The 26,993-nt window shown below is 72.4% G+C and carries 20 protein-coding genes and 2 pseudogenes; 10 read left to right on the forward strand and 12 right to left on the reverse strand.

The window, feature by feature from the left end; translation table 11 throughout:
• Positions 1–186: pseudogene (locus tag ACWD26_RS38100) on the reverse strand (ethanolamine utilization protein EutE); the annotation flags it as partial.
• Positions 183–1,322, reverse strand: coding sequence for an N-methyl-L-tryptophan oxidase (gene solA / locus ACWD26_RS38105; protein WP_451277305.1), 1,140 nt, complete (start codon positions 1,320–1,322; stop codon positions 183–185). The gene solA and the pseudogene ACWD26_RS38100, both read right to left, overlap by 4 nt.
• A 287-nt stretch (positions 1,323–1,609) precedes the next feature.
• Here solA and ACWD26_RS38110 point away from each other — a divergent pair, with 287 nt between their 5' ends.
• The gene (locus tag ACWD26_RS38110) at positions 1,610–2,356 is read left to right on the forward strand and encodes an IclR family transcriptional regulator (RefSeq protein ID WP_451277415.1); all 747 of its coding nucleotides are present in this window, start codon (positions 1,610–1,612) and stop codon (positions 2,354–2,356) included.
• 363 nt (positions 2,357–2,719) lie between these two features.
• Positions 2,720–3,463, forward strand: coding sequence for an IclR family transcriptional regulator (locus tag ACWD26_RS38115; protein ID WP_451277417.1), 744 nt, complete (start codon positions 2,720–2,722; stop codon positions 3,461–3,463).
• A 346-nt stretch (positions 3,464–3,809) separates the two neighbouring features.
• Here the strand turns inward: ACWD26_RS38115 and ACWD26_RS38120 are convergent, their stop codons facing one another.
• From ACWD26_RS38120 to ACWD26_RS38130, 3 genes are read right to left on the reverse strand one after another with little or no spacing between them, the layout of a single operon-like run.
• Entirely contained in the window at positions 3,810–5,249 is a 1,440-nt protein-coding gene (locus tag ACWD26_RS38120) for an NAD-dependent succinate-semialdehyde dehydrogenase (protein WP_451277307.1), read from the reverse strand.
• On the reverse strand, positions 5,246–8,152 hold the full coding sequence (locus ACWD26_RS38125) for an FAD-binding and (Fe-S)-binding domain-containing protein (protein WP_451277309.1): 2,907 nt from the start codon (positions 8,150–8,152) through the stop codon (positions 5,246–5,248). The genes ACWD26_RS38120 and ACWD26_RS38125 overlap by 4 nt, the downstream gene beginning before the upstream one ends.
• The gene (locus ACWD26_RS38130; RefSeq protein ID WP_451277311.1) at positions 8,149–9,417 is read right to left on the reverse strand and encodes an aspartate aminotransferase family protein; all 1,269 of its coding nucleotides are present in this window, start codon (positions 9,415–9,417) and stop codon (positions 8,149–8,151) included. Before ACWD26_RS38130 ends, ACWD26_RS38125 begins: the two co-directional genes overlap by 4 nt.
• A 357-nt stretch (positions 9,418–9,774) precedes the next feature.
• Between ACWD26_RS38130 and ACWD26_RS38135 the strand changes: the two genes are divergently transcribed.
• Entirely contained in the window at positions 9,775–11,457 is a 1,683-nt protein-coding gene (locus tag ACWD26_RS38135) for a PucR family transcriptional regulator (RefSeq protein WP_451277313.1), read from the forward strand.
• Positions 11,458–11,471: 14 nt separating this feature from the next.
• Here the strand turns inward: ACWD26_RS38135 and ACWD26_RS38140 are convergent, their stop codons facing one another.
• From ACWD26_RS38140 to ACWD26_RS38155, 4 genes are all read right to left on the reverse strand, one after another.
• Positions 11,472–12,773, reverse strand: a complete 1,302-nt coding sequence (locus ACWD26_RS38140) for a phosphatase PAP2 family protein (RefSeq protein WP_451277315.1) — start codon at positions 12,771–12,773, stop codon at positions 11,472–11,474.
• Positions 12,774–13,056: 283 nt separating this feature from the next.
• The gene (locus ACWD26_RS38145; protein ID WP_451277317.1) at positions 13,057–14,811 is read right to left on the reverse strand and encodes a VWA domain-containing protein; all 1,755 of its coding nucleotides are present in this window, start codon (positions 14,809–14,811) and stop codon (positions 13,057–13,059) included.
• A gap of 14 nt (positions 14,812–14,825) precedes the next feature.
• Positions 14,826–16,025 (reverse strand): AAA family ATPase, encoded by a 1,200-nt coding sequence (locus ACWD26_RS38150; protein WP_451277318.1) that lies wholly within the window; start codon positions 16,023–16,025, stop codon positions 14,826–14,828.
• 173 nt (positions 16,026–16,198) lie between these two features.
• On the reverse strand, positions 16,199–16,756 hold the full coding sequence (locus ACWD26_RS38155; RefSeq protein ID WP_451277320.1) for a hypothetical protein: 558 nt from the start codon (positions 16,754–16,756) through the stop codon (positions 16,199–16,201).
• Positions 16,757–17,067: 311 nt separating this feature from the next.
• On the opposite strand from ACWD26_RS38155, the gene ACWD26_RS38160 reads away from it, so the two are divergent.
• From ACWD26_RS38160 to ACWD26_RS38175, 4 genes and pseudogenes are all read left to right on the forward strand, one after another.
• Positions 17,068–18,186 carry a sugar ABC transporter substrate-binding protein gene (locus tag ACWD26_RS38160; RefSeq protein ID WP_451277322.1) on the forward strand — a complete coding sequence of 373 codons (1,119 nt, stop codon included), beginning with the start codon at positions 17,068–17,070 and terminating at the stop codon, positions 18,184–18,186.
• Positions 18,187–18,309: 123 nt separating this feature from the next.
• Positions 18,310–19,086, forward strand: a complete 777-nt coding sequence (locus ACWD26_RS38165; protein WP_451277324.1) for an ATP-binding cassette domain-containing protein — start codon at positions 18,310–18,312, stop codon at positions 19,084–19,086.
• Positions 19,077–20,315, forward strand: coding sequence for a sugar ABC transporter permease (locus ACWD26_RS38170; protein ID WP_451277326.1), 1,239 nt, complete (start codon positions 19,077–19,079; stop codon positions 20,313–20,315). Before ACWD26_RS38165 ends, ACWD26_RS38170 begins: the two co-directional genes overlap by 10 nt.
• 99 nt (positions 20,316–20,414) lie before the next feature.
• Positions 20,415–20,507, forward strand: a pseudogene (locus ACWD26_RS38175) (integrase); the annotation flags it as partial.
• Positions 20,508–20,592: 85 nt separating this feature from the next.
• Here ACWD26_RS38175 and ACWD26_RS38180 read toward each other — a convergent pair.
• Both ACWD26_RS38180 and ACWD26_RS38185 read right to left on the reverse strand, forming a co-directional pair.
• Positions 20,593–21,246, reverse strand: a complete 654-nt coding sequence (locus ACWD26_RS38180; RefSeq protein ID WP_451277328.1) for a class I SAM-dependent methyltransferase — start codon at positions 21,244–21,246, stop codon at positions 20,593–20,595.
• A 99-nt stretch (positions 21,247–21,345) separates the two neighbouring features.
• A complete protein-coding gene (locus ACWD26_RS38185; RefSeq protein WP_451277330.1) occupies positions 21,346–21,939 on the reverse strand; it encodes a TetR/AcrR family transcriptional regulator in 594 nt (197 codons plus the stop codon).
• A 211-nt stretch (positions 21,940–22,150) separates the two neighbouring features.
• Between ACWD26_RS38185 and ACWD26_RS38190 the strand changes: the two genes are divergently transcribed.
• Positions 22,151–23,206 carry a patatin-like phospholipase family protein gene (locus tag ACWD26_RS38190; RefSeq protein ID WP_451277332.1) on the forward strand — a complete coding sequence of 352 codons (1,056 nt, stop codon included), beginning with the start codon at positions 22,151–22,153 and terminating at the stop codon, positions 23,204–23,206.
• Between the two features lies 1 nt (position 23,207).
• Positions 23,208–24,710, forward strand: coding sequence for a flavin-containing monooxygenase (locus ACWD26_RS38195; RefSeq protein WP_451277334.1), 1,503 nt, complete (start codon positions 23,208–23,210; stop codon positions 24,708–24,710).
• Here ACWD26_RS38195 and ACWD26_RS38200 read toward each other — a convergent pair.
• On the reverse strand, positions 24,691–25,119 hold the full coding sequence (locus tag ACWD26_RS38200; RefSeq protein WP_451277336.1) for a hypothetical protein: 429 nt from the start codon (positions 25,117–25,119) through the stop codon (positions 24,691–24,693). The genes ACWD26_RS38195 and ACWD26_RS38200 overlap by 20 nt on opposite strands.
• Before the next feature lie 190 nt (positions 25,120–25,309).
• Here ACWD26_RS38200 and ACWD26_RS38205 point away from each other — a divergent pair, with 190 nt between their 5' ends.
• The gene (locus ACWD26_RS38205) at positions 25,310–26,983 is read left to right on the forward strand and encodes an FAD-dependent oxidoreductase (RefSeq protein WP_451277338.1); all 1,674 of its coding nucleotides are present in this window, start codon (positions 25,310–25,312) and stop codon (positions 26,981–26,983) included.
• Positions 26,984–26,993: the final 10 nt, after the last annotated feature.

Raw genomic sequence — 26,993 nt, forward strand, 5'->3', positions numbered from 1 at the left:
CGTGAACTCGCCGCCGTGCACACCCGCGGTGACGACGACCCGGGGGCCGGGGCGGGAGCCGTTGACCAGGGTCAGCGGGATGTCGACGGTGAGGGTGCCGAGGTCCGCCCGGACACTACCGCGCGCCTTGGTGCCCGGCTGGGCCTGAATGGAGCCGACGGAGAGGGTGACGTCGTTCATGGTCATGCCTCCGTGCGGCCGACGGTGGAGATGAAGTCGATGGGCTGGGGCGAGGTGCCGTCCAGCGCCAGGTCGGCGGCGATGTCGCCGAAGGCGGGCGAGAGCTTGAAGCCGTGGCCGGAGAAGCCGGCGAGCAGGATGACGTTCTCGGCGCCGGGCAGGGGGCCGACCAAGGGGCGGCTGCTCTCGGTGTAGCCCTCCATGTAGACGGAGAGCCGGGTCGGGTCCGGGTGCAGGTCGGGCAGGTAGCGCCCGATCAGCTCGGAGAAGATCTCCAGCTCCTCGGGGTGCACGGTCCGGTCCAGCTGGTTCGGGTCGCCGGCGGGCCTGTGCAGGGCGCGGGAGAGGCCGAGCTTGACGGAGATGCCGTCCGGGGAGGGCAGGCCGTAGCAGTGGGTGGGTGCCGTGCGGATGAAGGCGGGGCGCTCCTCGCCGAACCAGGCGTCGGGCGTGGTGGGCACGTACCAGGCGCTGACGAGGCGGCGGACGTCCACCTCCCACGGCAGGTCGGGCAGCAGGTCGTTGACCCAAGGGCCTGGGGTGACGACGGCCGTGTCGAAGCGTTCGCTGCCCGTGTCGGTGCGGATCTCGACGCCGTTCGCGACGGGGACGATCTCGCGGACCGTGCTGTAGCGGTGGATGACGGCGCCCAGCTGCTCGGCGCGGCGGGCGGCGGTCTGGATGGTCAGTTCGGGGCGGATGAAGCCGGCGCGGCGGTCGAGCACGGCCGCGTCGCCGTCCTCGATGCGGTACTGGGGGAACCGCTTGGCCAGCAGCTCGGCGTCGAGTACCTCGTGGTCGAGGCCGTGCTCCGCGATGGACTGCAGGACGGTGTCCATCTGCTGGTGCGAGGTCGGCCCCATCAGCAGACATCCGGTCAGCCGGCGCAGCTCACGGCCGGTCTCCTGCTGCAGCTGCTCCCAGAGGGCGTCGGCGTGCTTGAGCAGCGGGACGTAGCGGGAGTCCTCGAAGTGGGCGCTGCGGAAGATCCGGGTCTCACCGCCGGCGGCGCTGCGGTCGTGGCCGGGGGCGTACCGGTCGTATCCGACGACCTCGGCGCCGCGGGCCGCCAGCCGCCAGGCGGCCTGGCTGCCCATCGTTCCGACGCCGACGACGGCGACGCGCTTCCTGGCAGCTGACACAGGACTTTCCTTTCGTATCGCCGAGGCGCATGCTGGGCGCCCGACGTGAGGCTGGCCGATTCGAGGTGGTTTGGACGGGGGGGCCGGGCCCGGTCTTCGGGCTCCTCGGCTCACAGCCGCCGTGTCTCGCGGTGCCGGCCCTCTTCTTCGGAATCCCTTCCGCTGGGCCGTGCCACATTGTGGAACGCCGTGCTAGAATCTGGCACGAGAATGACAGCGGCTCGGAGGGGAGTCAAGAGGGTGTCCATCAGAAATTCTGAGGATTAACAGGGGGAAACCGGATGGAAATGAAGAGCGTGACCAGGTCGTTGCGCATCCTGGAGGCGGTCGCCCAGCACCAGCCGGTCACCGTCGGGGAGTTGACGAAGCTCTTCGGTCTCCCGAAGTCGACCGTGCAGCGCACGCTGGTCACCCTGGCCGAGGCGGGCTGGCTGCGCGCGAACCGCAGGGACACCACGCGCTGGGAGATCGGCGCCCGGGTGCTGGCCGTACGACCCGCCGCCCTCCAGGGCTCCAGCCTGTTCGCCGCCGCCCGCGAGCCCATGATCCGGCTCCGGGACACGGTCAACGAGACCATCCACCTCTCGGTGCCCGACGCGCTGCAGTGCATGGTCGTGGTGGACCGCGTCGACTGCGACCACCCCGTACGGACCTTCCACAGCATCGGTGACACCTCGCCGCTGCACGCGACCGCCGTCGGGCGGGTGATCCTCGCCCACCTGCCGAAGCGGGACGTCGAGGAACTCGTCGCGCAGGGACTGGAGCGCTTCAGCGACACCACCCCCGCCGACCCCGACGACCTGCGCGCCGAGCTGGACCGGATCCGCGCCGACGGTTACGCGATCAACCGGAACCAGTTCCGGCCGGGCGTCTGCGCCGTCGCCGCTCCCGTGCTCGACGAGAGCGGCACACCGCTGGCCGCCGTGGCGGTCTCGATGCCCGACTCCCGGTACGACGAGGACCGGGCACCCGAGTGGGGCGGCCTCGTCGCCGGCACGGCGGCGGAGATCAGCGGACGCCTCTTGGGCGCCTAGCGCGCACCATCTCGCGCACCATGTTCTGAGCAGTGGGGCCCGGGAGGGCCCCGGACCGGCAGGGGCCGGCTCGCACGCGTCGCGTCGTGCGGGCCGGCCCTTTACGCATGTCAGGGCGGTGGCCCGCGCCCCGGGTCCGACGGGGGGAGGTCCCGGACCCGGGGCGGCCACCCCGCGCGGCACGGCCGGAGGGGGCCAGGGGCTGCCGCCGGACGCCGCGAGGGTCATCGGATTCACTACGCCTCCATGCCGTATTGTGGAACGCCATGCTAGAATCCGGCATGGATCATGCCCACGGCTCCGGAGGGGAGTCAAGAGGTGAGCACGACGAAGGCACGCGACTGAGGGGGGCACCCGATGGAAATGAAGAGCGTCACCAGGTCTCTGCGCATCCTGGAGGCGGTGGCCCGGCATCAGCCCGTGACCGTGGGCGAGCTGACGAAGCTCTTCGGCCTGCCGAAGTCGACCGTGCAGCGCACCCTGGTCACGCTCAACGAGGCGGGCTGGCTCCGTGCCAACCGCAGGGACACCACGCGCTGGGAGATCGGCGCCCGGGTGCTGGCCGTACGACCCGCCGCCCTCCAGGGCTCCAGCCTGTTCGCCGCCGCCCGCGAGCCCATGATCCGGCTCCGGGACACGGTCAACGAGACCATCCACCTCTCGGTGCCCGACGCGCTGCACAGCATGGTCGTCGTCGACCGGGTCGACTGCGACCACGCCGTACGGACCTTCCACACCATCGGTGACACCTCGCCCCTGCACGCCACGGCCGCCGGGCACGCGATCCTCGCCCATCTCCCGAACCCCGACGTCGACGAGTTCGCGACGGGCACGTTCGAGGGGTACGGCGAGGAGACCATCACCGACCCCAGGGAGCTGCGCACGGAGCTCCAGCGCGTCAGGGAGCGTGGCTACGCGGTCAACCACAACCAGTACCTCCAGGGTGTCTGCGCCATCGCGGCACCCGTCCTGGACGGCGACGGCGTCCCGCTGGCCGCCGTGGCCGCCTCCCTGCCCGACTCCCGCTTCGAGCCGGACCGGCTCGAGGAGCTGGGCCGACTGGTGACCGACACGGCAACGGAGATCACCGCGCGCCACCTGCGCTGAGGAGTCCGGCTCCGCCCGGACCGGCCTGCGTGGAGCACACCCCGCGCCTGGGCCGGACCGGCATGCGCGGAGCACACTCAGCACCTGGCCCGGCCGGCCAGCGCGCATCACGCCACGCCCGCGTCGGCGCGCAGCGCACCACACCCGGCTCGGCGCCCGGCGCAGCGCACACACACCCGGCCCGGCGCCCCACGCACCCCACCTGGACCGGACGGCCAAGCCGCCGGCCCCGCAGGTCGGCCGAGCCCGGTCCTGACCCCGTGCCCGGCCTGAGGACGGAGCGGCCGGGCACGGGGGGGGCCCGCGGTGCGCGATGACGGCGTATGTCAGGGCAGGACTGCCGCCGTCATCGCACGGGCACCGCGAGGTACTGGTACTCCAGGAACTCCTCGATCCCGACCCGGCCGCCCTCGCGGCCCAGCCCGGACTGCTTGACGCCGCCGAAGGGGGCGGCCGGGTTGGAGACGAGGCCGGTGTTGAGGCCGACCATGCCGACCTCCAGGCGTTCGCTGACGCTCAGGGCGCGGTCGAGTCCCTCGGTGAAGACGTAGCCGACGAGGCCCCAGGGGGTGTCGTTGGCGCGGCGGATCACCTCGTCCTCGTCGTCGAAGGTGAGGATCGCCGCGACGGGGCCGAAGATCTCCGTGTCCATCAGACGGCTGTCGGAGGCGACGTCCGTCAGCACGGTCGGCGGGTAGAAGCAGCCCGGCCCCTCGGGCGTACGGCCGCCGACGAGCACCCGGGCACCGCGCTCCACCGCGTCGGCCACCAGTTCCTCGACCTTGCCCCGTCCGGTCCTGTCGATCAGCGGGCCGACGTCGACGCCGTCCCGGGTGCCCGGGCCCACGACCAGCGCCCCCATGCGTTCGGCCAGGCGCCGCCCGAACTCCTCCACCACGGAGGTGTGGACGAAGAACCGGTTGGCGGCCGTGCACGCCTCGCCCATGTTGCGCATCTTGGCGACCATCGCGCCATCGACCGCCTTATCCAGGTCGGCGTCCTCGAAGACAATGAACGGCGCGTTCCCGCCCAGCTCCATCGAGGTCCGTACGACAGCGTCCGCGCTCTGGGCCAGAAGCAGCCGCCCGACGCCCGTGGAGCCGGTGAAGGAGAGCTTGCGAATCCGCCCGCCGCGCAGGAGCGGTTCGCACACCTCCCCCGCACGGGAGGTGGTGACGACGTTGAGCACGCCGTCCGGCAGCCCGGCCTCCTTGAGGATCGCGGCGAGCGCCAGGCTGGACAGAGGGGTCTGCGGGGCCGGCTTGAGCACCATCGTGCAGCCGGCGGCGATCGCCGGGCCGATCTTGCGGGTGCCCATGGCCAGCGGGAAGTTCCACGGGGTGATCAGCAGACAGGGGCCGACCGGGCGGCGCGAGAGCAGCATGCGGTTACGGCCGTCGGGCAGGACGCCGTGTCCGCCGTCGATACGGACGGCCTCCTCGGAGAACCAGCGGAAGAACTCCGCCGCGTACGCCACCTCTCCCCTGGCCTCGGCCAGCGGCTTGCCCATCTCGGACGTCATCAGGTGGGCCAGCTCGTCGGTGCGCTCGACGATGATCTCGTAGGCCCGGCGCAGGATCTCGCTGCGGACCCGGGGCGCCGTACGGGCCCACTCCTCCTGCGCCCGGACGGCCGCCTCCTCGGCACGCTGGGCGTCCTTGGCGCCCGCGTCGGCGACGTGGCAGAGGATCTCCCCGGTCGCCGGGTCGTCGACGGGCATGGTGGCGCCGTCCACGGCGTCCACCCAGGCCCCGCCGATGAACAACTGCGTGGGTGTGTCGGTCATGGGGTTCCTCCTGGTCGAGCGGCTTGATCGGCGGTGGGGTCGAGCAGTTCCGCGAGGTGCAGGGCACGGATGCCCCGGTCACCGGCGAGGTGGTCGATCTGGGTGGCGCAGCTGAAGCCGTCGGCCACGACGACGGTCCGTCCCTCGGCGCCGGTGTCGGTGTCGATGTCGTCGAGGCGTGGCTTGAGGGCCAGGTCGGCGACGGCCATCGAGGTGTCGTAGTGCTGGGCCTCGAAGCCGAAGTTCCCGGCGAGCCCGCAGCAGCCCTCGGCCTCGTCGACCTTCCGTACGCCGAGGCGGCCGAGCAGATCGCGGGGGTGGCTGCCCTTGAAGGTGGCGTACTCGTGGCAGTGGGTCTGCAGGACGACCTGGTCCGGCAGCTCCGGCGGGGTCCAGTCCGGCGCGGCCAGGTCGGTCAGGGCGCCGGTGAGGGTGTGGACGCGGGCCGCGACGCGCCGGGCGGCATCGGTGTCGAGCAGTTCGGGCACGTCGCGCTTGAGGGCGGCGGCGCAGCTGGGTTCGGCCACCACGATGGGCCGGTCGTCGCCGTTGTCGAGGTGGGCGACGGTACGGGCCATGACGCGGCGGGCGGTGGACAGCTGCCCGGTGCTCACCCAGGTCAGGCCGCAGCACAGGCCGTCCTCGGCCGTGCAGGGGATGCCGGCGCCGGCGAGCACGCGGCTCGCGGCGCCCGCGACCTCGGGGCGGAAGGCGCGGGTGAAGCTGTCGACGAAGAACACGGCCTTGGCCGGCTCCGTGGACTTCGCCGCACGCAGGGTCCTGCGCAGCGCGCGCCGGGAGGCGAAGGCCGGTATCCGGCGCTTCGTCGTCACCCCGCCGAGGCGGGCGAGCAGCGTGCCGACCGGCCCGCGCAGCAGCGCGTTCAGCGGGCGGGCGGCGAATCCGGCCAGGGCCGAGGTCAGCGGCAGCCATCCCAGGGAGTAGTGCGAGCGGGGTCGCACGCGGCCCTTGTAGTGCTGGTGCAGGAACTCCGCCTTGTACGTGGCCATGTCGACGCCGACCGGGCAGTCGCTGGAGCACGCCTTGCAGGACAGGCACAGGTCGAGGGCGTCGCGCACCTCCGTCGAGCGCCAGCCGTCCTCGACCGTGCCGCCGCGCACCATCTCCTGGAGCATCCGGGCCCGGCCGCGGGTGGAGGCGTTCTCCTCGCCGGTGGCCCGGTAGCTGGGACACATCACGCCGCCCGCGTCGCTGCGGCAGCGGCCGACGCCGACACAACGGCGTACCGCGCCCGCGAAGCCGTCCTCGTCGTGCGGGAAGCTGAACGTCGTTTCAAGGAGCGGGAGTTCGCGAAGTGCCAGGTCGGCGTCGAGCGGGGCGGGCGCCACGATGACGCCCGGGTTGAGCAGCCCCTCGGGGTCGAAGATCTCCTTGAAGGCGGCGAACGTCCGGATCATCCGGTGGCTGTACATGACCTCCAGCAGCTCACCGCGCGCCCGCCCGTCACCGTGCTCGCCCGACAGCGAGCCGCCGTGCTCGACGACCAGGGCCGCGGCTTCGGAGAGGAACCGGCGTGCGGCCGTCCGGCCGGTGTCCGTGGCGAAATCGAAGTCGATGCGCACATGGACACAGCCGGCGCCGAAGTGGCCGTAGAGCACCCCGGTCAGGCCGTGGGAGGCCAGCAGCTCGCGGAAGTCCCGCAGGTAGGCGGCCAGGTTCTCGGGCGCGACCGCCGCGTCCTCCCAGCCGGGCCACGACTCCCCGCCGTCCACCAGACGGGCGGCGAGGCCGGCCCCGTCCTCGCGGACCCGCCACAGCGAGCGCCGCTCGGCAGGGCTCTCCACCACCCGGCCGCCGGTCATCCGGCCCTGTGCCTTGAGCACGTCCAGCAGTTCGGCGGCACGGGCGTCGACCGACGCCTGGTCGTCGCCGTCGAGCTCGACGTACAGCCAGGCCCGCCCCTCGGGCAGCCCGGTGACGGAGTCCGGGCCGCGCCGGGCGCGCATCGTGGCGACGATCGCCTCGTCCATGCCCTCCACGGCGGTGGGGTTCCAGCGCAGGATCTCCGGGACGTCCTCGGCGGCGTCCACGACGTCGTCGTAGCCGAGCGTCAGCAGCGTGGAAGCCTGTGCGGTCGCCACCAGGCGGACCGTCGCGGCGGTGACGACCGCACAGGAGCCCTCGGTGCCCACCAGGGCGCGGGCCATGTCGAACCCGTGCTCGGGCAGCAGGTGGTGCAGCTGGTAGCCGGAGACCTGGCGCGGAAGGCGGCCCAGCTCGGTGCGGATCGGCGCCAGGTTGGCGTCGATCAGGCGTCGTACGTCCGCTTCCAGCTCGGCGACACGACGGGTGGCCTCCTCGTCCCCCGGGTCGGCCGCGCGCAGGCCGGTGCGGTCGGCGACGGCGCGCACGCCGTCGGCCGTCACGATCTCCAGCGCCTCGATGTGGGTGCTGGTACGCCCGTGCCGCACCGACCGGTTGCCGCACGCATCGTTGCCGATCATGCCGCCGAGCGTGCAGCGGCTGTGCGAGGACGGGTCGGGGCCGAAGGTGAGCCCATGCAGGGCGGTCGCGCCGCGCAGCGCGTCCAGGACCACACCGGCCTCGACACGCGCAGTTCCCGCTTCGGGGTCGATGTCCAGGATGCCGTTCATGTAGCGGGAGAAGTCCAGGACGACGCCCGGTCCGACCGCGTTGCCCGCCATGCTGGTGCCGCCGCCGCGCGCGGTGACGGGGACGCCCGTCTCCCGGCAGGCCCGCACCACCGCGACCACGTCGTCGGCGCCACGAGGGAACACCACGGCCCGCGGCGGGACCCGGTAGTTGGAGGCGTCGTAGGCGTAGGGACCGGTGGAGCCCGGGCCGGTCTCCACCCGCAGGCCGGGAGCGGTCTCGGTGAGCCGCGCGACCAGCGGCTCCAGGGCCGTGGTGGTGTCCGTCATCGCCCTGCCGCTCCCGATGTGCCGGCCTCCACCGCGGTCGCCCACGCCTGGAGGCCCTCGTCCACGGCGGTCTCGTCGATGACCAGCGCCGGGATCATCCGGACGACCTGGTTCCATGCACCGCACAGCAGCAGGAGCAGGCCCTCGTCGATCGCGGCGCGCTGCACACGGGCGGCGGTCTCCGGGTCGGGGCCCCCGTCCTCGGTGACGAACTCGGTGGCCAGCATCAGCCCGAGGCCGCGTACGTCGCCGATGCCCGGCGTACGGTCGGCCACCGCCTCCAGGCCCTGGCGCAGCCGCTTGCCCATCGCCTCGGCGTTCTCCACGAGCTTCTCGTCGCGGACGACGTCCAGGGTGGCGCAGGCGGCGGCGCAGGCGACGGCGTTGGCGCCGTACGTACCGCCCTGCGAGCCCGGCCACGCCTTGGCCATCAGCTCCTCGGAGGCGGCGATGCCGGACAGCGGGAAGCCGCTGGCCAGGCCCTTGGCGGTGACGAGGATGTCCGGGGTGACGCCGAAGTGGTCGTGGCCCCAGAAGCGGCCGGTGCGACCGACTCCGGTCTGCACCTCGTCGTGGATGAGGAGGAAGCCGTGGCGGTCCGCGCGCTCCCGCAGGCCCTCCATGAAGGCGCGGTTCGCGGGGACGTAGCCGCCCTCGCCGAGGACCGGCTCGACGATGATCGCGGCCGTGTCGGCGGGCGAGGAGATCGTCTGAAGGGTGTAGTCCAGCTCCTTCAGGGCGAAGCGGGTCGCGGTCTCCTCGTCCCAGCCGTAGCGGTAGGCGGACGGGAAGGGGGTCACGACGACGCCGCTCATCAGCGGGGAGAAGCCGGACCGGAAGCGGGTGCCGGACGTCGTCATGGAGGCGGCGGCCACCGTGCGGCCGTGGAAGCCGCCGTGGCAGACGATGACGTTGGGGCGGCCGGTGGCCTGGCGGGCCAGCCGCAGCGCGGCCTCGACGGCCTCGCTGCCGGAGTTGGTGAAGAACAGACTGTCCAGGCCGGCCGGCAGCACCTCGCCGAGCTTCTCGACCAGCCGGCGCAGGGGCTGGTGCATGACGGTCGTGTACTGGCCGTGGACAAGGGTGCCCACCTGCTCCTGGGCCGCCGCCACGACCTTGGGGTGGCAGTGGCCGGTGCTGGTGACGCCGATACCGGCGGTGAAGTCGAGGTAGCGGCGGCCGTCCTCACCGTAGAGATGGACGCCCTCGCCCCGGACCGCCACCACGGGCGTGGCCTGGCGAAGGTGCGGCGACAGTGCGGTCATGTTCGTCTCCTGGCCGTGTGTGGTGGTCCGTGTGTGGCGCGTGCGGGGTGGTCCGTGCTGGGTGGTCCGTGCGGGGTGCTGTCCTGACCCGGTTGGTCTTGACCCGTTGGTCCTGACCTGCTTGGTCCGGTCGGCCCGCCCCGGCATCCCGAGCATCCCGGCCGTCCGGGAGCGCGACAACGCGTGATGTGTCCAGCCGGGAGGCGGTGTTCGGACGTTGTGTCCACCGCGCGGGCGCATAGGCACCGGGGGTCCGCCGCCGGAGAGCCCTTGCGCAGGTCAGCGCCGCTTGTCACAGTGACCGGGCACTCCCCCGGCCGGCGGCTTCGCCTCAGCCGGGGTCCCCAGGGAGGCACCGTGACCGAGAACCACCCCACGGCGCGACCGCCGGAGGCCGACGGCTCCGCGCCCGGCCGCCCCCTCACCGTCGCCGACGTCCTGGCCCTGCCCGTCCTGACCGCCGGACAGCCCCAGGTCGTCACCGGGCTCGCCCACCTCGACCGCCCGGTCCGCTGGGTCCACATCACCGAGCTGACGGACCCCGCCTCCTTCCTGAAGGGCGGCGAACTCGTCCTGACCACGGGCATGCCCCTGCCCGACGACGCGGCGGGCGTACGCCGGTACGTCGACGAACTCGCCGGCGTCCACGCCGCCGCCCTCGTCATCGAGCTCGTACGCCGCTACCACCGCCCTCCCGACGCCCTCGTCCACGCCTGCCGGGCCCGAGGCCTCCCGCTGATCACCCTCGCCAAGGACGTCAACTTCCTGGAGGTCACCCAGGTCGTCCACGCCCTGATCCTCGGCAACCAGGCCGAGGCGATGCGCCGTACCCAGCGGATCCACGAGGCGTTCACCGCGCTGACGCTGCGCGGCGCCGGGCCCAAGGAGGTGGTGCGCGCGGCGGCGGAGATGAGCGGCCGTACGGTCGTACTGGAGAACCTGGTCCACCAGGCGCTGATCTGCGAGCCCTCCGGCACCACGCTGGAGGAGGCGCTCACCGGCTGGGAGCAGCGGTCCCGGGCGACCCCGCCCGGTGACCTCACCGGCGTGCGGGGCCCGGAGGGGTGGCTCGCGGCGCCCGTCGAGTACCAGGGCGAGCGCTGGGGCCGCGTGGCCATGCTGCCCGCCCGGGGCGCCGAGCCGGCGTTCGGGCCGGAGCACCTCCGCGCCGAGCCGGCGTTCGGCCCCGAGCACCTCACCGTGCTGGAGAGAACGGCGATGGCCCTGACCGTCGCCCGTCTCATCCACTCCACCCCCTGGGAGCGCACCGCGCACCGCGACGTCCTGCGCGACCTCGTCGAGCAGCGCCACCGCTCCCCCCAGGACGCCCTCGCCCGCCTGACCGCACTGGGCCTGCCCACCGAGAACAGCCGCTTCCTCGCGGTCGTGGTGGACCTCCCGGCACCCGACGCCTCGGCCCAGCCGGAAGCCCGGCTGGCCCAGGAACTGCGTACGTCGGGAATCCCGGCGCTCGTCGGCGAACTGGCCCCCGGTCGCCTGGGCGCCCTGCTCGCCCTCGGCCCCGCGCAGCCCTGGCGCCCCTCGGTCGAACGGCTGGGCCGCATCGCGCGCGGCCTCACCCCACGGGCCACCGTCAGCGTCGGCACCGGGGTGGACGACCTCACCGACGCCCCCCGGTCCTTCCACGAGGCGACCCGCGTCGCCGAGGCGACCCCGCCCGGCCAGCCCCTCCCCCCGGGCCGCTCGTACCACGAACTGTCCGACGTCGACCTGCGCCGTCTGCTGTACGCGCTCCGCGAGGACACCCGGATCCAGGAGTACGCCGAGCGCCGGCTCGGCGGTCTCGTCGAGCACGACGCCCGGCACGGCACCGATCTGCTGCCGACGCTCCGTCACTACCTGGACGCCGCCGGCAACAAGACCAGCGCCGCCCGTCGCGGCGGCCTGTCCCGCGAGACCTTCTACCAACGCCTGCGCAGCATCGAGCGCCTGCTCGACTGCGACCTCGAGGACGGCGAACAGCGCACCGCGCTGCATGTCGCCCTGACGGCGCTGGACGTCCTACGCGCCCGCCCGTGAGGTGTCGGGACCGTTCACACCGGTTCGAGGTGCGGTTCCGGCTGCCGGACCGGTGTGGGCTTCGCTTCCCACCGCCTGGTGGTCCGTACGTAGCCGTAGATCACCGACGTCATCGCCAGCAGGAGAAGTGGTCCGGACAGCCACGGGAGTTCGGCCATCTCCGTCGACAGGAAGCGGTAGGACACCAGGAGCACGGTGAAGACCGTCGCGCCGTAGGCGACGAGTCGGGTGCCCGATCGCTCCCAGCCACGGTCGTGCGTGCGCAGAGTCGCCTCGATCGTGAGCGCGAACACCACACCGGCGACGAGATCCGCGCCGTAGTGATAGCCGAAGCCCAGCGTCGCGAGGAGGGTGGCGATCAGCCAGAACGTGCCCGCGAAGCGCAGAATCCCGGGGGCCCTGCGGGAATGCACGAAGATCGCGGTGGCCCATGCGGTGTGCAGGCTGGGCATGCAGTTACGCGGGGTGAACTCGTCGAAGGACATCGGTCGCGGCGCTCCGGCCGGCGGCGTGGCCGGCCACAGGTTCGCCGCCGCCCACTGCCCCGTGGGCGGGGTCTCCGGCCACAGGTTGGCCGCCGCCCAGTACTCGCTGCCGGTTCCGTAGGCGAAGATCGGTCCGACCACCGGGTAGATCATGTAGATGGCGGGCCCGACGAGGCCGATGACCAGGAAGGTGCGCACCAGATGGTGGCGCGGGAAGCGGCGTTCGACCGCCACGTGGCGCAGTTGGTACAGCGCGACGACCACCGCGGCCACCGCGAGCTGGACGTAGACGAAGTCGAGCAGACGGATGCCGACCGTGCCGGTGGCCGTGAGGATCCGGCCCACCAGCCATGACGGGTCGCCCAGCGCGTGATCGGCGGTCGCCACGTACTGGTCGAGCACCGTGGGGCGGGTCTTGGAGGTGATGAGCAGCCAGGTGTCGCCCGTCTTGCGGCCGGCGACCAGCAGCAGGGCCAGTCCGACGCCCTTCAGCAGCAGGAGCCGTTCCCGGCCGGTGCGGCGGGTGACGGCGATGACGGCGTAGCCCAGAACCACCCACAACGCGCCGTTGCCGAAGCACATCTTGGCGTCGGCCGCCCACCGCACGGTCAGGAAGACGGCGTCGATGCCGATCGCGACACCGGCCGCGACGAACCGTTGCCGCCAGGGGAGCACCACCATCATCAACGCCATTCCGGCGTACAGCAGCGGTCCCGACTTGGGGGGGAGGATCACCTCCTGCGCCTGGTTGGTGATCGGGCCGGGCAGGCCGTAACGACGCGCGGCGATCTCCATCGTGACGAGGAAACCGAGGGCCACGACGCCCGCCACGGCCCAGAGTCTCGCCCGTGGCTGACGCCCTGCCAGGGACGCGATTCCGCTGCCTATTCGCGAGGACACCCGCGGTGTCTCCTATCTCATTCTTCAGTCGATTTATGGGATTTGACGGGTCGTTACCGAGCTCTGGTCGCCTTTGCGCCGAAGGTGCTGTCGCCGGACAGGGGCTCCCGGCAGAGGAAGACGGACAGACCCCGGCCCAGGTTGCGCCGATGTCGCACATTCGTTCGCTCTGGTTGGGTGGGACGGCAGAGGCCGTTCACGCATGTCGCCTAGGTCAGATCGTGCGGAAGAGGTCGGCGGCGGCGTGGACGTCGGTGAGGTCCTCGACGGAGCGGAGGTTGTCGCAGAGGGCGTCCAGGACCGAGTCGGCTTCGGCGACGCGCGGGGCACCGACGGCCACGCCGAACACGCGGAAGCCCAGCCGGTGTTTGGCCTCGTTCCAGCGGCGGGTCCACTCCTCGGTGACGCCGCAGTCGTCGTCGGTCAGCATCACGATGTCGCCGCGCGTGCGGGAGGCGTCGTTGAACTCCTCCTCCAGCAGTTCGGCGGCCTCCGACAGGGGCCGCTGGTAGCTGGTGCCGCCGCCGAGGAAGGTCTCCGCGAAGTCGAGGGTCCGTTCGATGCCGGCGGGCCCGTCGGCCGGGAAGCGGAACACCTGGAGCTTGTCGGCGGCGGAGAACAGGATGCCGACGAAGTCGCGCCGCGCGTGGCGGGCCTGGTCCAGCAGCGCCAGGGCGCACGCCTTGGCCCACGCCTCCCGGGTGATCCCGCCTGGCCCCGCCTCGTACATGGAGTGCGAGGTGTCCACGCACGCGATGATCGCGCCCCGGCCCGTCGTCTGCTCCCCCTGGCTGTCGTAGAGCATCAGCTCCCCGGCGGCGTACCGCGCGGTGAACACCGCACGCAGCTCGGGCACGCCGAGGGCCGCCAGCTCGGAGGGGATCACACGGGAGAGGTCATCGCCGAGCGTGACGCCGACCAGCTCACCGGTGGCGTTCTCCACCTTGCGGGCCCGCTCACCGCCGGCCATCTGCCTGAAACGGCCGATCAGTTCGGCCCACCGCGCGAGACGGCCGGTCCGCAGCCGCTCGGCGAGCCGCGCACGCCGCTCGTACGGCATCCGCTCCAGCTCCCCGCCCCCGACGCCCCACGCCCGCATCAGCGCGGCCTCCTCCCGCACGGCCTCGGCAGCCTCCACCACCGCGCCCCGCGCGGCGGCACGGACACCGGGGGTCACCGCGGCGAGGGCCTGCGCGGCGGCCTGCGCGGTCTGCCGCGCGGTGACTTCGGCGGCCTTGGCGGCCGCGATCGCCTGTTGTACGGCGTCGGGGGCCGGAGTTGGCTGCCGTACGGCGTCGGGGGCGCCGATCGGTTGCTGTACGGGGCCGGGGGCGGGGTTCGGCTGTCGTACGGCGCCGGTGGCCGGGGCCGGGGTAGGGACGGTGGGGGTCTCGTCGGGCCCGTCCGCCGGGTCGGGCCGGTCCGTCCCGTCGCCCCCGTCCGCGCCGTCGGCGGCCCGCTGGAGCGCCTCGTCCACGGCGGTCGCCGCGTCTTCGGCGGCCTCACGGGCCTTCCTCGCCTCCTCGGCCCGCCGTCGGGCGGGTCGGGTGAGCTCCAGCAGGCGGCGCAGCGCGGCGGCCTGGGCGAGCACGGCCATGGCGGCGGCGTAGGGGTCGCCGGCCGTCTCGCGGTGCAGCTCGGCGAACTCCGGTGACTCCACCAGTGACGTGACGACCTCGTGGTCGACGAGCCGGGAGGGGTCCATCTCCGCGCGGTCACGCAGCCGGGGTGCGGCCTGGTAGGCGGCCAGGAACGCGTCGGTCAGGAGGTCGGTGGCGTGGTCGTGGCGCTCGCTCAGCTCCCTGTCCAGATCACGCAGTCCGGCCGACTGCTCGAACGTGTCACGCCACGCGATCCGGTCGAACCGGTCCGCGACGACGGCCGTGGTGTGCCAACCCGCCGCACCGACTGCCTCACCGACTGCCTCACCGACGACTGGCCCCACCCACGTCCCGGCCTGGCTCACCACCTCGCTCTCCCCCCTCAGAGCTGCGCCTGCACCGTGCTCGCGTCCACTCCGAGGGCCTCCGTGAGGACACGGGTGCGGACGGCGCGCTGGCGGCCGGCTATGCGGTCGATGGCAGCGGTGGAACGGCCGGCGCCCGCCGCCTCCTCGCGCAGCTTCTCCAGCCGCTTCCCCGCCATGGCGAGCTTGTTGTGGGCCTTCTTGATGACCCACTCGCTCAGCGCCTCACGGGACTGCCCGGCCATCGCGTCGAGCTGGGCCTCCAACTCCTCGATGATGTCGGCCAGATCGAGCGCCTCCTTGGCGTCGGGGTTCACCAGGTGCAGCACCTCGCGCTCGACCGTCGGGCGTTCGGCGGGAGAGTCCCACAGCACATGCGTCAGCACCGACAGGTCGGTCTCGGCGACCGCCGGGCGGCCGTCGAGGTACGCGGACGCCTGGAGCAGGCGCACCGCCTGCCGCCAACGGCGGTCGGAGGCGACGAGTTCCCTGCGGCGCAACGCCGCGCGCAGCGTGCACACCGCGTCCACGATCCCGTCGGGCACGTCCACGGCCGGGACGGCTTCGGTCACGGCGTGCCGCAACGCGGCCAGTTCGATGGTGGTCCGTGTCGGTGCCGCCGGGCGGCTGACGGCGGAACGGACCAGCGCGGCGAAGTTCGAGGGGTCTTCCAGATACTTGACCTCGATGCGCACCAGCAGCCGGTCGTAGATCGCGGCCGCATCCGCCTCATCGGGCAGTTCGTTGCTCGCGGTGATCGCCCCGATCAGGGGGCAGCGGATCGGCTCGCCGCCGTTCTCCGGGTGGTAGATCCGCTCGTTGAGGTAGCCCAGCGTCTCGTTCAGCGCCGCCGTGGAGCACTTGAAGATCTCGTCGATGAACGCGACATGCGCGGTCGTGGCCCGGCCGTCGTAGACCTGGCGGTACTCGCCCCGGGCCAGCGCGGCGACGTCGATGGGGCCGAACATGCGCGTCGGCGCGGTGAACTTCGACAGCAGGATCTCCCAGTAGGACGCCCCCTCGATCCTGCCGGTGAGTTCCCGCGCCATCTCGGACTTGGCGGTTCCCGGTGGCCCGAGCAGTAACGAGTGCTGCCCGGCCAGCAGCGTGACCACCAGCGTCCGCACCACGTCGTCCCGCTCGTAGAAACGGTCCGCCAGCTCACCACCGATCGCCCGCAGCCTCTCGGCCGTGTCCCGCGCGCCCTGTTCCCCCACCCTCAACTCCTCATCTCCGACGCCCTGTTGGTCGGCCCTGTTGATCGGCCCTGTTGATCGGCCCTGATGGTCGGACCTGATGGTCGGCCCTGCTGGTCGGCCCTGCTGGTCGGCCGAGAGCTCCCTCTGCCCGGGCAAGTTAACCGGAGAGCGAGTCGGTCGCCGGGGGCCGATCAGTGGGACCCCGACGCCAGGACGTCCCACCCCATGAGCGTGCGCAGATGACTCTCGCCTCGCGCGGACAGGGCGTATCGCGTGTCGCCGGGCCCCCGGCTCTGCTCGTCGGCGAGATCCGACTTCACCAGTTGCCGCATCTCCCGTCCCGCGGATCCGAGGTCCAGATCCTCGACGAGCCGGCACCGCATGTACTGCTTGACGGCGAGGTCGGGATGCTCGGCATGGCTTCCGTCCCGGAAAAGCCAGCAGAGGATGTCGAGCCGTACGACCGCGGACCTCACCTCGCTGGTGGCGTCCTGCCACACGTCACGCGCCGTGCGCCGCGTTCCCTCCCGCGTCAGCTTCAGATGCTCGGGATGGAAGGTCTTCCGCTTGACCAGCCCCTGGCCGATCAGCCAGTCGATCAACGCTTGGCATTCCGGATCGCCCCGCAGCCGGCCCTGCGGGGTCCAGCCCGACTCGTCCCCGGCGTCGTCGAGGAGGCGCAGCACCCGCACGACACGCAGTTCCTGAAGGATCGAGACGGCCCAGCGCTCAACACCCGCTTCACCCATGCCTGTCGGCCCCCCTCCGCACACGAGTCGTGGCCCACGGTACTCACTCCGACGACGGACACGGCCCCTGCCGACCGAAAAGCATGGGGCGCAGCCCCTGCTTTCAGGGGCTGCGGGGCTGTGTCGATACGGCTCCGCCGCGTGGGCGCGACCAGCCCCCACCCACCCGCACCGTCGGCCACGCCTCCGGCCGGCCGCCAGGCCCCGTCCGCCCCGTTTCGCCCGGCGGGGCGAGACCGGCGGCTTGGCTACGCTAGGGAGAAGTCGTCCATAACGGGATAGAACCGGGCAATTTCCCTAAGGAGCCGAAAATGGGTCTCGGTGTCGGCTTTTCGGGTGTGACGCGCAGAGTCCTCGGCCGGGCGGGCATGGCGGTCGTGGTCGCGGTGGGGCTGGCCATGACCGGAGCCTGTGGCGGAGGCGGGGACGGTGGGGGCGGGGACGAGAGCCTCACCGTCGGGGTGCTCCTGCCGGGTGGCGGGGCCTCGCGGTTCGGGCAGTTCGACAGGCCACTGATCGAGAAGAAGCTGAAGGAGCTGTGCCCGGACTGCCCCGCCGCGGCCGTCGCCGCCACGGCCGAGCCGGCGGTCCAGCGGCAGCAGCTCGACGCCATGATCACCCGAGGCGTGGACGCCCTGATCGTCGCCGCCGTCGACCCCAAGACGCTGCGCTCGTCGGTCGAGGCCGCGGACCGGGCCGACATCCCGGTCGTCGCCTACGACCGGCTCGCGCAGGGGCCCATCTCCGGTTACGTCACCTTCGACGGGGAGATCGTCGGCAAACTCCAGGCCGAGGCGCTCCTGAAGGCCATGGGCGCGAAGGCGGACGGCGGCCAGATCGTCATGATGAACGGCGCCACGACCGATCCCAACGCCGGCTGGTACAAGCGCGGAGCGCTCTCCGTCCTGGAGGGCGAGGTGAAGATCGGCAAGTCGTACGACACCGTCGGATGGCGGCCGGAGAACGCCTACGTCAACATGAGCGGCGCCATCGCCGACCTGGGCGCGGAGAACATCGACGGCGTACTGGCCGCCAACGACAGCCTCGCCGGCGCCGTGGTCTCCGCGCTCGACGCCAGCGCGGTCCGGCCGCTGCCCCCGGTCACCGGACAGGATGCCGACCTCGTGGCCGTGCAGCGCATCCTCACGGGCGACCAGCACATGACCATCTACAAGCCCTTCAAGCCCGCGGCCGACGCCGCCGCCGAGATGGCCGTCGCCCTGGGGCGCGGCGAGTCGGTCGAGTCCATCGCCACCGGCACCGTCGACAGCCCCACCACCGAGGACATCCCGTCGGTGCTACTCCCGTCCGTCTCGGTGACGGCCGACAACATCGACGACACTCTGGTGAAGGACGGTATGTACACGATCGACCAGATATGCACGCCGCAGCTCCGGACGGCCTGCGACGAGGCGGGACTCACCCCGTGAGCCTCAGCCGGGGAGCCGACCGTCGAGCCTCACTCACTCGATGAGTCTCACCCGATGACCTCACGCACTCGATGAGCCTCACCCGACGAGTCTTCCTCGGAGTCGGAAGGAGGTGGAGGACCGGTGGTTCAACCCCTGCTGGCGTTGCGCGGCGTCTCCAAGCGTTTCGCCGCCGTCCACGCGCTGGTGGACGTGGAACTGGAGATCAGGGCCGGAGAGGTGGTCGCCCTGGTGGGCGACAACGCCGCCGGCAAGTCCACGCTGATCAAGGTGATCTCGGGGGTCTGCCCCGCCGACAAGGGCGTCATCGAGTGGGAGGGCGGCGCCGTCCAGATCAAGCGCCCCCAGGACGCCCAGCTCCTCGGGATCGCGGCCGTCTACCAGGACCTCGCGATGTGCGGCAACCTCGATGTCGTCGGCAACCTCTTCCTCGGCCGGGAGATCCACCGGTACGGCGTCCTGGACGAGGTGGAGATGGAGCGCCGGACCCGCGACCTGCTGCGCACCCTGTCGATCCGCATCCCCGACGTGCGCGCGCCGCTCGCCACCCTGTCCGGCGGGCAGCGGCAGGCCGTCGCGATCACCCGCTCGTTCCTGAGCGCGCCCCGGCTGCTCCTGCTCGACGAGCCCACCGCCTCCCTGGGCCTCGAACAGACCAACCAGCTCCTCGACCTCATCGAGGAGCTGCGCGACCGGGGCGCCGGCGTGCTCCTGATCAGCCACAACATGGGCGACATCAAGGCCGTCGCCGACCGGGTCGCCGTCCTGCGCCTCGGCCGCAACAACGGCGTCTTCAACGTGAGCACCACGTCCCAGGAACAGATCATCTCCTCCATCACCGGCGCGCTGGACAACACCGCCGACCACCGTCCGACGAACCCGGAGGAGGCATGGCCGTGAAAGAAAAGGGGTGGTGGCCAGGGAGGGGGGTGGGACGGTGGAGGGGCTGGTGGAGGGGGAGGCGACGGGGAACCGGACCGCACCCCACCCATGGAGAACTCGGCCCGGTCCCCGCCCTGCTCGCCCTCGCCGTGACCTGGATCGTGTTCCAGAGCCTCAACGAGAACTTCCTCTCGCCGCGCAACCTGTCCGTCCTCAGCGTGGAGATCGTCGGGACCGGCATGGTCGCCGTCGGCGTCGTCTTCGTGCTGCTGATCGGCGAGATCGACCTGTCGGTGGGCTCGCTGGCCGGCCTGTCGGGCGCGCTGTTCGCGGCGCTGAACGTCAACCACGGCATGCCGGAAGGCCTCGCCGTGCTCGTCGCGGTGGCCGGCGGCGCGGCGGCCGGGGCCGTCCACGGGTTCGTCTTCACCAAGATCGGCGTACCCGCGTTCGTCGTCACCCTCGCAGGTCTGCTGGCCTGGAACGGCCTGATGCTCTACCTGCTGGGCCCGGAAAGCTCCATCAGCTTCAGCGACGACGGGCTGGTCGCCACGCTGACCAGCCACTACTTCAGCGCCGCCGCCGTCACCTACGGCTTGGCGGCGCTCGGCACGGCCGCGTACCTCCTCGTCTCGTACCGCGACCGCAGACGCCGCGCCGGCGCCGGAATGCCGTACCGGCCGATGGGCGAGATCTGGGCGCGTACGGCCCTCCTCGCGGTGGTCGCCTTCGCCACCGTCGCCGTGCTGGGCCAGTTCGAGGGACTGCCGCTGGCGCTGCTGATCTTCCTCGGGGTCATCGTCGCCTCGGACCTCCTCCTGCGCCGCACCACCGGCGGCCGGCAGGTCCTCGCGCTGGGCGGCGGTGTGGAGGCGGCCCGGCGGGCGGGCGTCGATGTGGCGCGTGTGCGGATCTCGGTGTTCCTGGTGTCGGGAACCCTGGCCGCGGTCGGCGGCCTCTTCGTCGCCTCGCGGCTGACCTCGGCGACCCAGGTCCCGGGCTCCGGCATGCTACTGATCAACGCCATCGCCGCCGCCGTCATCGGCGGCACCAGCCTCTTCGGCGGCCGCGGCTCCACCTGGTCCGCGCTCCTGGGCGTCCTCATCATCCAGTCGATCGCCTCCGGCATGGCCCTCCTGGGCGTCCAGCCCGCCGTCCAGTTCATGATCACCGGAGGCGTCCTCCTCATCGCGGTCGTCTTCGACGCCCTGGCCCACCGAGCGGCGGAGTCACACGGGCGGGTCTGAACGGTCCCCCTCACCCGCCGAGGGGCCCGGCCCTGTGCGATGCGCCAGCTGTTAACGCGTCGGACCAGCATCCGGGGCGCAAGCGGCATCCCGACCGACAACCAGAACGCCCGCCATCCTGACCTCCTGGCCGCCCAGCGGCGCGAACGCGCCCCTATCCGCAGCGAGAAAGGCCTCCGCTGGGGCGGCCGCACTGTCAACCCCGCGGTCCGACCGTCCGCCCCCGTGATCGTCGATGATCCAGCACGGGGCGGCCTCGCCGCAGGAAGCCGCCCTGTCAGGGCTTTTCGGGCTTGCGGGCCAGGAGGCAGGCGTGCGGTCTGTTCACCCGTCCGCCAGGCTCCTGCTCCAGTCGCGCGGTGACGACCAGCCCGACCTGCTCCAGCAGGCCGACCGTACGGTTCAGGGGCAGGAGATACGACTCGTAGGACACCGGATGGCCATAGACCTGGGTCGACTGCAGCCGTTCATCGCCGACATAGTCTCCCCAGAGCAGGTAGCCGCCGGGGGCGAGCGTGCGGTGGAACTCGGCGAACACCGCCGGCAGCCACTGTGGGGGCGTGTGGTGGGTGGAGTACCAGGCCAGGATGCCGCCGAGCTCACCGTCTCCCGTCTCCAGCGCGGTCATCGAGCCCTCGGTGAACCGCAGGTCCGGATAGGCGTGGCGGGCCAGCCCGATCATCTTCGGTGACAGATCGATGCCGAAGGCGGACAGCCCGAGCCCAGTTAGGTACGCCGTTATGCGGCCGGGGCCGCAGCCCAGGTCCGCGACCGGCCCCAGACCGGCCGTCCGCACGAGTTCAGCAAACCCCGCCAGCATCGCGCGAGACAGCGGGTCCATCTCGGCTGGAGGCGGGACGCGTTCGACGTAGTCGGCGGCGACCGTGTCATACGACTCCCGAACAGCGGTCAGAAAGGAGGGCTCTGCCATGCGGGCGACCCTAGACCAGACAACTGACAGGCCGTGGCGCGACCTTGCAGGCCTGTCTGACATCGAGATCTGTGGTCGTCCAGACGCACGACGAGATCTCTAGTCGTCCAGACGCAGGACCAGCCGGAGCGTGTCGGTCAGTACGGCCGTGGGGACCGTCGGGTCGGCGATGCGCTGGACGCCGAGGCCGATGCCCAGACTGAGCAGGGTCATCGCGGCCTGGTCGGACGGCATGGCCGGCGTGACACCCAGCTCCTCGGCCAGCGCGTCGAGGAGCACGGCCAAAGCCTCCCGGATCGTGGCGACGCGTGCCGTGATCTCGTCGCGGAGTTCGTCGTCGTGGCGGGCGCCGGTGAGGAACTCGACCTCCAGCGTGGTCCAGGCCTCGTCGCCGATGTGCGCCTCGCCCCACGCGGCGAAGGTCGCCAGGCGGTCCTCGATCGCGGCGTCGCCCGTGACGGACTCCATGAGCAGCGCCAACTGCTCCGCCCGGATGTCGTCCAGGACGGCGAGGCACAGGTGGCCCTTGCCGCGGAAGTTGGAGTAGACGGCACCCTTGGAGTAGCCGGCCGTCTCCGCGACGTCGCTGAGCGAGGTGGCGGCGTAACCGTCGCGGAGGAACAGCTCCCGCGCGGTGGCGACGAGCCGCTCACGCGTACGTTCCTGGCTCTCGGCGCGGCTGAGACGGGCCATGTCTCGCTCCCTCTCCCGGTCGTTCAGAGCCCTCGGATCCTAACTTCGTCGCCCGGATGCCCGGCCGAACACCCTCCGCCCGTGCCCCCTCCGCCGGACCCCCTCCGGCCGGACCCCCTCCGCCCGGGCATCTTCCGGCCGCCCCTGTCCAAGGATTTCGGATACCGCTAGTATCCGGATCTCGTCGGTATCCGAATGGGCGGAGAACTCAGTGACCGCGACGGACCCACGCACGCCCCCTCCCCGAGGACCGGCCCGCGCCTCTTCCCGTGGACTCGTCCTCGGCTGCGGTGGAACACTCGGCGCGGCCTGGACGATCGCGGCCCTGCACTCGCTCCAGCAGGCCACCGCCTGGGACCCCCGCCACGCCGAGGTCCTGGTGGGCACCTCCGCCGGTGCCGAACTGGCCGCGCTGCTCGGCGCGGGCGTCGGCGTGGCGGAACTGCTGGCCGCGCAGCTGGGCGGGGAGGACGCACCCCCCGCCCTCGCCCGGCACTTCGCGAGCCCGCCCCGGCCGCTGCCGCCACGGCCCGCGGCCTTCCTCGGCTCGCCCCGGCTGGCACGCCACGCCCTGGGCCGTAGGGCCCCCACGCTGGCCGGGCTCTCGGGCCTGCTGCCGCAAGGGCGGGGCGACACCGGCTGGCTGGCGGCCCTCGCCGACTCCCTGGCGCCCGCCGGGGAGTGGGTCCCGCATCCGGCGACCTGGCTGGTGGCCACCGACTTCGACACGGGCCGCCGTTCGGTCTTCGGGCATCCCGACACCCGGCCGGTCGCCCTGCGGGACGCGCTCCGGGCGTCCTGGGCGGTACCGGGATGGTTCCGCCCCGTGCACCTCGACGGCCACCGGTACGCCGACGGCGGCATCCTCTCCACCGCGTCCGCCGACCTCCTGGTCCCCAGCGGGCTCGACGAGGTGTACGTCATCGCGCCGATGAGTTCGTCCGCACCCGGCCCCCGCCGTGGCCTGGGCCGGGCGGAGGCGCTGCTGCGCCGGGCCATGACCCGCACGCTCGACGCGGAGTGCGCCGCGCTGCGGGCGGCCGGCACCCGGGTCGTCCGGATCGAGCCCACCGCCGCCGACCTGGAGGTGATGGGCGGCAACTTCATGGACCGCCGACGCCGCCCGACGGTCCTGGAGACCGCCCTGCGCACGACCCGGGCCACCGTCCGCGACCGCCTCCGGCCGCCGGCCCCGGACACCCAGGACGCGCCCCACGGCAGCGACGCTCCCGAAGCCCTCCACCCCACCCCCGCGACAGGAGCCTGAGATGCCGCACTCCGAGAGCCCCTCGGGGACCGTCGCCCACGAGACCGTCCACGTCGAGGCGCTGATCATCGGCAGTGGCCTCTCCGGCATCGGAGCGGCCGTCAGACTGCGCGAGGCGGGCGTGCGCGACCTGGTCGTCGTCGAGAAGGCGGACGACCTGGGCGGCACCTGGCGGGACAACACCTACCCGGGCTGCGCCTGCGACGTGCCGTCCGCCCTCTACTCGTACTCCTTCGCCCCCAACCCGGAGTGGACGCGGGCCTTCGCCGGCCAGCCCGAGATCCGCGAGTACCTCCGCGCGACGGCCGCCCGGTACGGCATCACCCCGCTCATCCGCTACGGCACCGAGGTCACCCGGGCGCGCTGGGACCCCCGTACCGCCCGCTGGCAGGTCGAGACCTCCAGCGGCGCCTACGCGGCCCGGTTCCTGATCGCGGCGGCCGGCCCCTGGCACGAGCCCCGGCTGCCGGGCATACCGGGCCTCGCCGACTTCCCCGGCGAGGTCTTCCACTCCTCGCGCTGGCGGCACGACCACGAGCTCACCGGCGCGCGTGTCGCCGTCGTCGGCAGCGGCGCGTCAGCCGTGCAGTTCGTGCCCGAGATCCAGCCGCGCGTCGGCCGGCTGCACCTCTTCCAGCGCACCGCACAGTGGGTGCTGCCCAAGCCCGACCACCACGTCCCCCGCGCCGAACGCCGACTGCTGCGCACCCTCCCCGCAGCCCAACGGGCCCTGCGCGGCGCCGAGTACGCGGCGCTGGAGACCCTCGGCATCGGCTTCCGTCATCCGGCGCTCCTGCGGGCCGTGCAGAAGGTGGGCACCCTTCACCTCAGAGCCACCGTCAAGGACCCGTCCCTGCGCCGCGCGCTGACCCCCGACTACACCCTCGGCTGCAAACGGCTCCTGCTCTCCAACTCGTACTATCCCGCGCTGACCAGGCCCAACGTCACCGTCCACGCCACGGCGGTGAAGGCCGTCGAGGGCAGCCGCGTCATCGGCGCGGACGGCAGCCGCGCGGACGTCGACACGATCATCCTGGGCACCGGCTTCCACATCCTCGACATGCCCATCGCGCGGCGCGTGTTCGACGCGGGCGGCGCGAGTCTCGACGACCACTGGAAGGGCAGCCCGGACGCCTACCTCGGCACCGTCGTCAGCGGGTTCCCCAACGCGTTCGTCCTCCTCGGACCGCACCTCGGAACCGGGCACTCCTCCGCGTACACGGTCCTCGAAGCGCAACTGGACTATGTGGCGGGCGCGGTGCGGCACTTCCGCTCGGCGGGCTTGACCAGCATGGACGTACGGCCCGAGGTACAGGCCGCGTTCGGCGCCGAGGTCCGGCAGGCACTGCCGCCCACCGTCTACAACGCGGGCGGCTGCTCCAGCTACTACCTCGACGACAACGGCCGCAACAGCTTCAGCTGGCCGTGGTCGACGGGGCGGATGCGCCGGCGGCTGGCACGGTTCGACCCCGAGGCGTACGACGTCACGCGGGCCGCCGGGTGAGACGGTCGCCCGCCGCGGCGATCAGGAGGGAGACGGCGGTGGTCACGGCGAGGGTGCCCGTCATCACCAGGGTCACGCCGACGCCGTAGAGGCCGGTGGCGTCGTCCGACCAGTCGTAGAGCGACGCGACGGTCAGACCGGCCGTGGTGCCGGCCACCGCGCCGAGCACGTGCTGCCGGGACGCCGCCCAGTACACCGGCACCAGCAGGGTCAGCACCAGGCCGACCACCTGCCACGCCTCGTACGGTCCGGTCGACGAACCGTCAGGACGCAGGTCACGGTGCTGGTCCCAGCCCAGCCAGGCGGCCCACATCGTCAGCGACGCCACGGCCGTCACCAGGGCCGGTACGAGGGCCGGTACAAGGGCCGACAGCGGTCGCGGAACGGGCTTCAGCAGGTCTTCGCGCATGCCCCCAGCGTCCCCGTGCGCCCCTTCACCGGACAGCGCGCAAGTACTCATCTCGTCCGAGTACATGAGCGGTCGGCGCCCTGCCCCCTAAGCGGGTGAAGCCTGGGCCCGGGCTCGTGGCGCGGGGCATGGATGAAGCCCCCGGCCGTATCCGGCCGAGTCGGCTGACACGACGCGCTGGAGTTGAGCGATGAAGCAGAGACCTGATCGGACCGACCCAACCGGCACCACGACACACCGCGTTCCCGTCCTCATCGTCGGCGGCTCCCTCGTCGGCCTGTCGACCTCCGTGTTCCTGGGCCGGTTGGGCGTGCGGCACACACTGGTGGAGCGGCACGCCGGCACGTCCATCCATCCGCGCGGGCGCGGCAACAACGTCCGCACGATGGAGCTGTTCCGGACGGCCGGCGTCGAGGCGGGCATCCGGAAGGCCGCCGCCACCCTGGCCGACAACCACGGCATCCTACAGACGCCCACCCTGGTCGGCGACGCGGGCGAGTGGCTCTTCAAGGAGATCGACGCGGGCGGCGGACTGGCCCGGTTCAGCCCCAGTTCCTGGTGCCTGTGCAGCCAGAACGACCTGGAACCGGTGCTGTTCGAGCACGCCGAGCGGCTCGGCGGCGATCTGCGGTACGCCACCGAGCTGATGTCCTTCGAGAGCGACTCCACCGGGGTCACCGCGATCGTCAAGAGCCGGGAGACGGGCGAGCACACGACGATCCGCGCGGACTACCTCGTCGCCGCCGACGGCCCCCGCAGCCCCGTCCGCGAGCAGCTCGGCATCGGCCAGAGCGGCCCCGGCGACCTGTTCCACAACGTCAGCGTCACCTTCCGCTCCCGCGACCTCGCCGAGGTCGTGGGCGACCGACGCTTCATCGTCTGCTACCTGACGAACCCGGACGCCGACGGTGCGCTCCTGCCCGTCGACAACCGGGAGAACTGGGTCTTCCACGCCCCCTGGCACCCCGAAAACGGCGAAACCCTGGAGGAGTTCACCGCCGAGCGGTGCGCGGAGCACATCCGCCGCGCGGTCGGCGTCGCCGGCCTCGACGTCGAGATCACCGGCCGGGCCCCCTGGCACGCCGCCCAACGCGTCGCCCGCGCCTACCGGTCGGGGCGGGTCTTCCTGGCCGGTGACTCGGCCCACGAGATGTCCCCCACCGGGGCCTTCGGCTCCAACACCGGTATCCAGGACGCCCACAACCTCGCCTGGAAGCTGGCCGCGGTCCTCGGCGGCTGGGCCGGGGAGGGCCTGCTGGACACATACGACGCCGAGCGCCGACCGGTGGCGGAGGCGACCAGCGCCCGTGCCGCCGCCCGTTCGGTCGAGCACAGCCACCCCGGTTTCGCCCCGGCCCCCGGCGCGGGCGCCGGCCCGCAGCGCGGCATCCTCAACGTGGCCCTCGGCTACCGCTATCCGCAGGGCGCCGTCATCGGCGCCGACCCCGCGACCCCGGTCGTCCCCGAACGCCTCGACCTGTCCGGCGAACCCGGCAGCAGGGCACCCCACTTGCCGGTACGGCGCCGGGGGGAACGTATCTCCACCCTGGACCTCTACGAGCGGTCCCTCGTGCTGCTCAGCGACGCCGGGCAGCAGGGCGGTGGCTGGCACGACGCCGCCGTCCGCCTCGCCGAGGCGATGTCCGTCCCGCTGGCCTCGTACCAGATGGGCGAGGGGCCCGAGGCCGACCTGACGCCCGAGGGCGACACGGACTGGTCGGCCGCCCACGGCCTCACCCCCTCGGGCGCCGTACTCGTCCGGCCCGACGGGTTCGTGGCGTGGCGGTCACCGGGGTCGGTCCCGGACGCCGAGTCGGTCCTGCGGGGCGTCCTGACGACGCTGCTGGCGGGTTCACCCAAGTGATCGTCTTGAG

This window comes from Streptomyces sp. NPDC002787 (genome assembly GCF_053592095.1).

Coding starts and splice junctions, on each gene's coding strand:
- ACWD26_RS38110 (WP_451277415.1), top strand. CDS start 1,610: ATGAAGAGCGTGACCAGGTCGTTGCGCATCCTGGAGGCGGTCGCCCAG.
- ACWD26_RS38115 (WP_451277417.1), top strand. CDS start 2,720: ATGAAGAGCGTCACCAGGTCTCTGCGCATCCTGGAGGCGGTGGCCCGG.
- ACWD26_RS38120 (WP_451277307.1), bottom strand. CDS start 5,249: ATGACCGACACACCCACGCAGTTGTTCATCGGCGGGGCCTGGGTGGAC.
- ACWD26_RS38125 (WP_451277309.1), bottom strand. CDS start 8,152: ATGACGGACACCACCACGGCCCTGGAGCCGCTGGTCGCGCGGCTCACC.
- ACWD26_RS38130 (WP_451277311.1), bottom strand. CDS start 9,417: ATGACCGCACTGTCGCCGCACCTTCGCCAGGCCACGCCCGTGGTGGCG.
- ACWD26_RS38155 (WP_451277320.1), bottom strand. CDS start 16,756: ATGGGTGAAGCGGGTGTTGAGCGCTGGGCCGTCTCGATCCTTCAGGAA.
- ACWD26_RS38160 (WP_451277322.1), top strand. CDS start 17,068: ATGGGTCTCGGTGTCGGCTTTTCGGGTGTGACGCGCAGAGTCCTCGGC.
- ACWD26_RS38170 (WP_451277326.1), top strand. CDS start 19,077: ATGGCCGTGAAAGAAAAGGGGTGGTGGCCAGGGAGGGGGGTGGGACGG.
- ACWD26_RS38180 (WP_451277328.1), bottom strand. CDS start 21,246: ATGGCAGAGCCCTCCTTTCTGACCGCTGTTCGGGAGTCGTATGACACG.
- ACWD26_RS38185 (WP_451277330.1), bottom strand. CDS start 21,939: ATGGCCCGTCTCAGCCGCGCCGAGAGCCAGGAACGTACGCGTGAGCGG.
- ACWD26_RS38195 (WP_451277334.1), top strand. CDS start 23,208: ATGCCGCACTCCGAGAGCCCCTCGGGGACCGTCGCCCACGAGACCGTC.
- ACWD26_RS38200 (WP_451277336.1), bottom strand. CDS start 25,119: ATGCGCGAAGACCTGCTGAAGCCCGTTCCGCGACCGCTGTCGGCCCTT.
- ACWD26_RS38205 (WP_451277338.1), top strand. CDS start 25,310: ATGAAGCAGAGACCTGATCGGACCGACCCAACCGGCACCACGACACAC.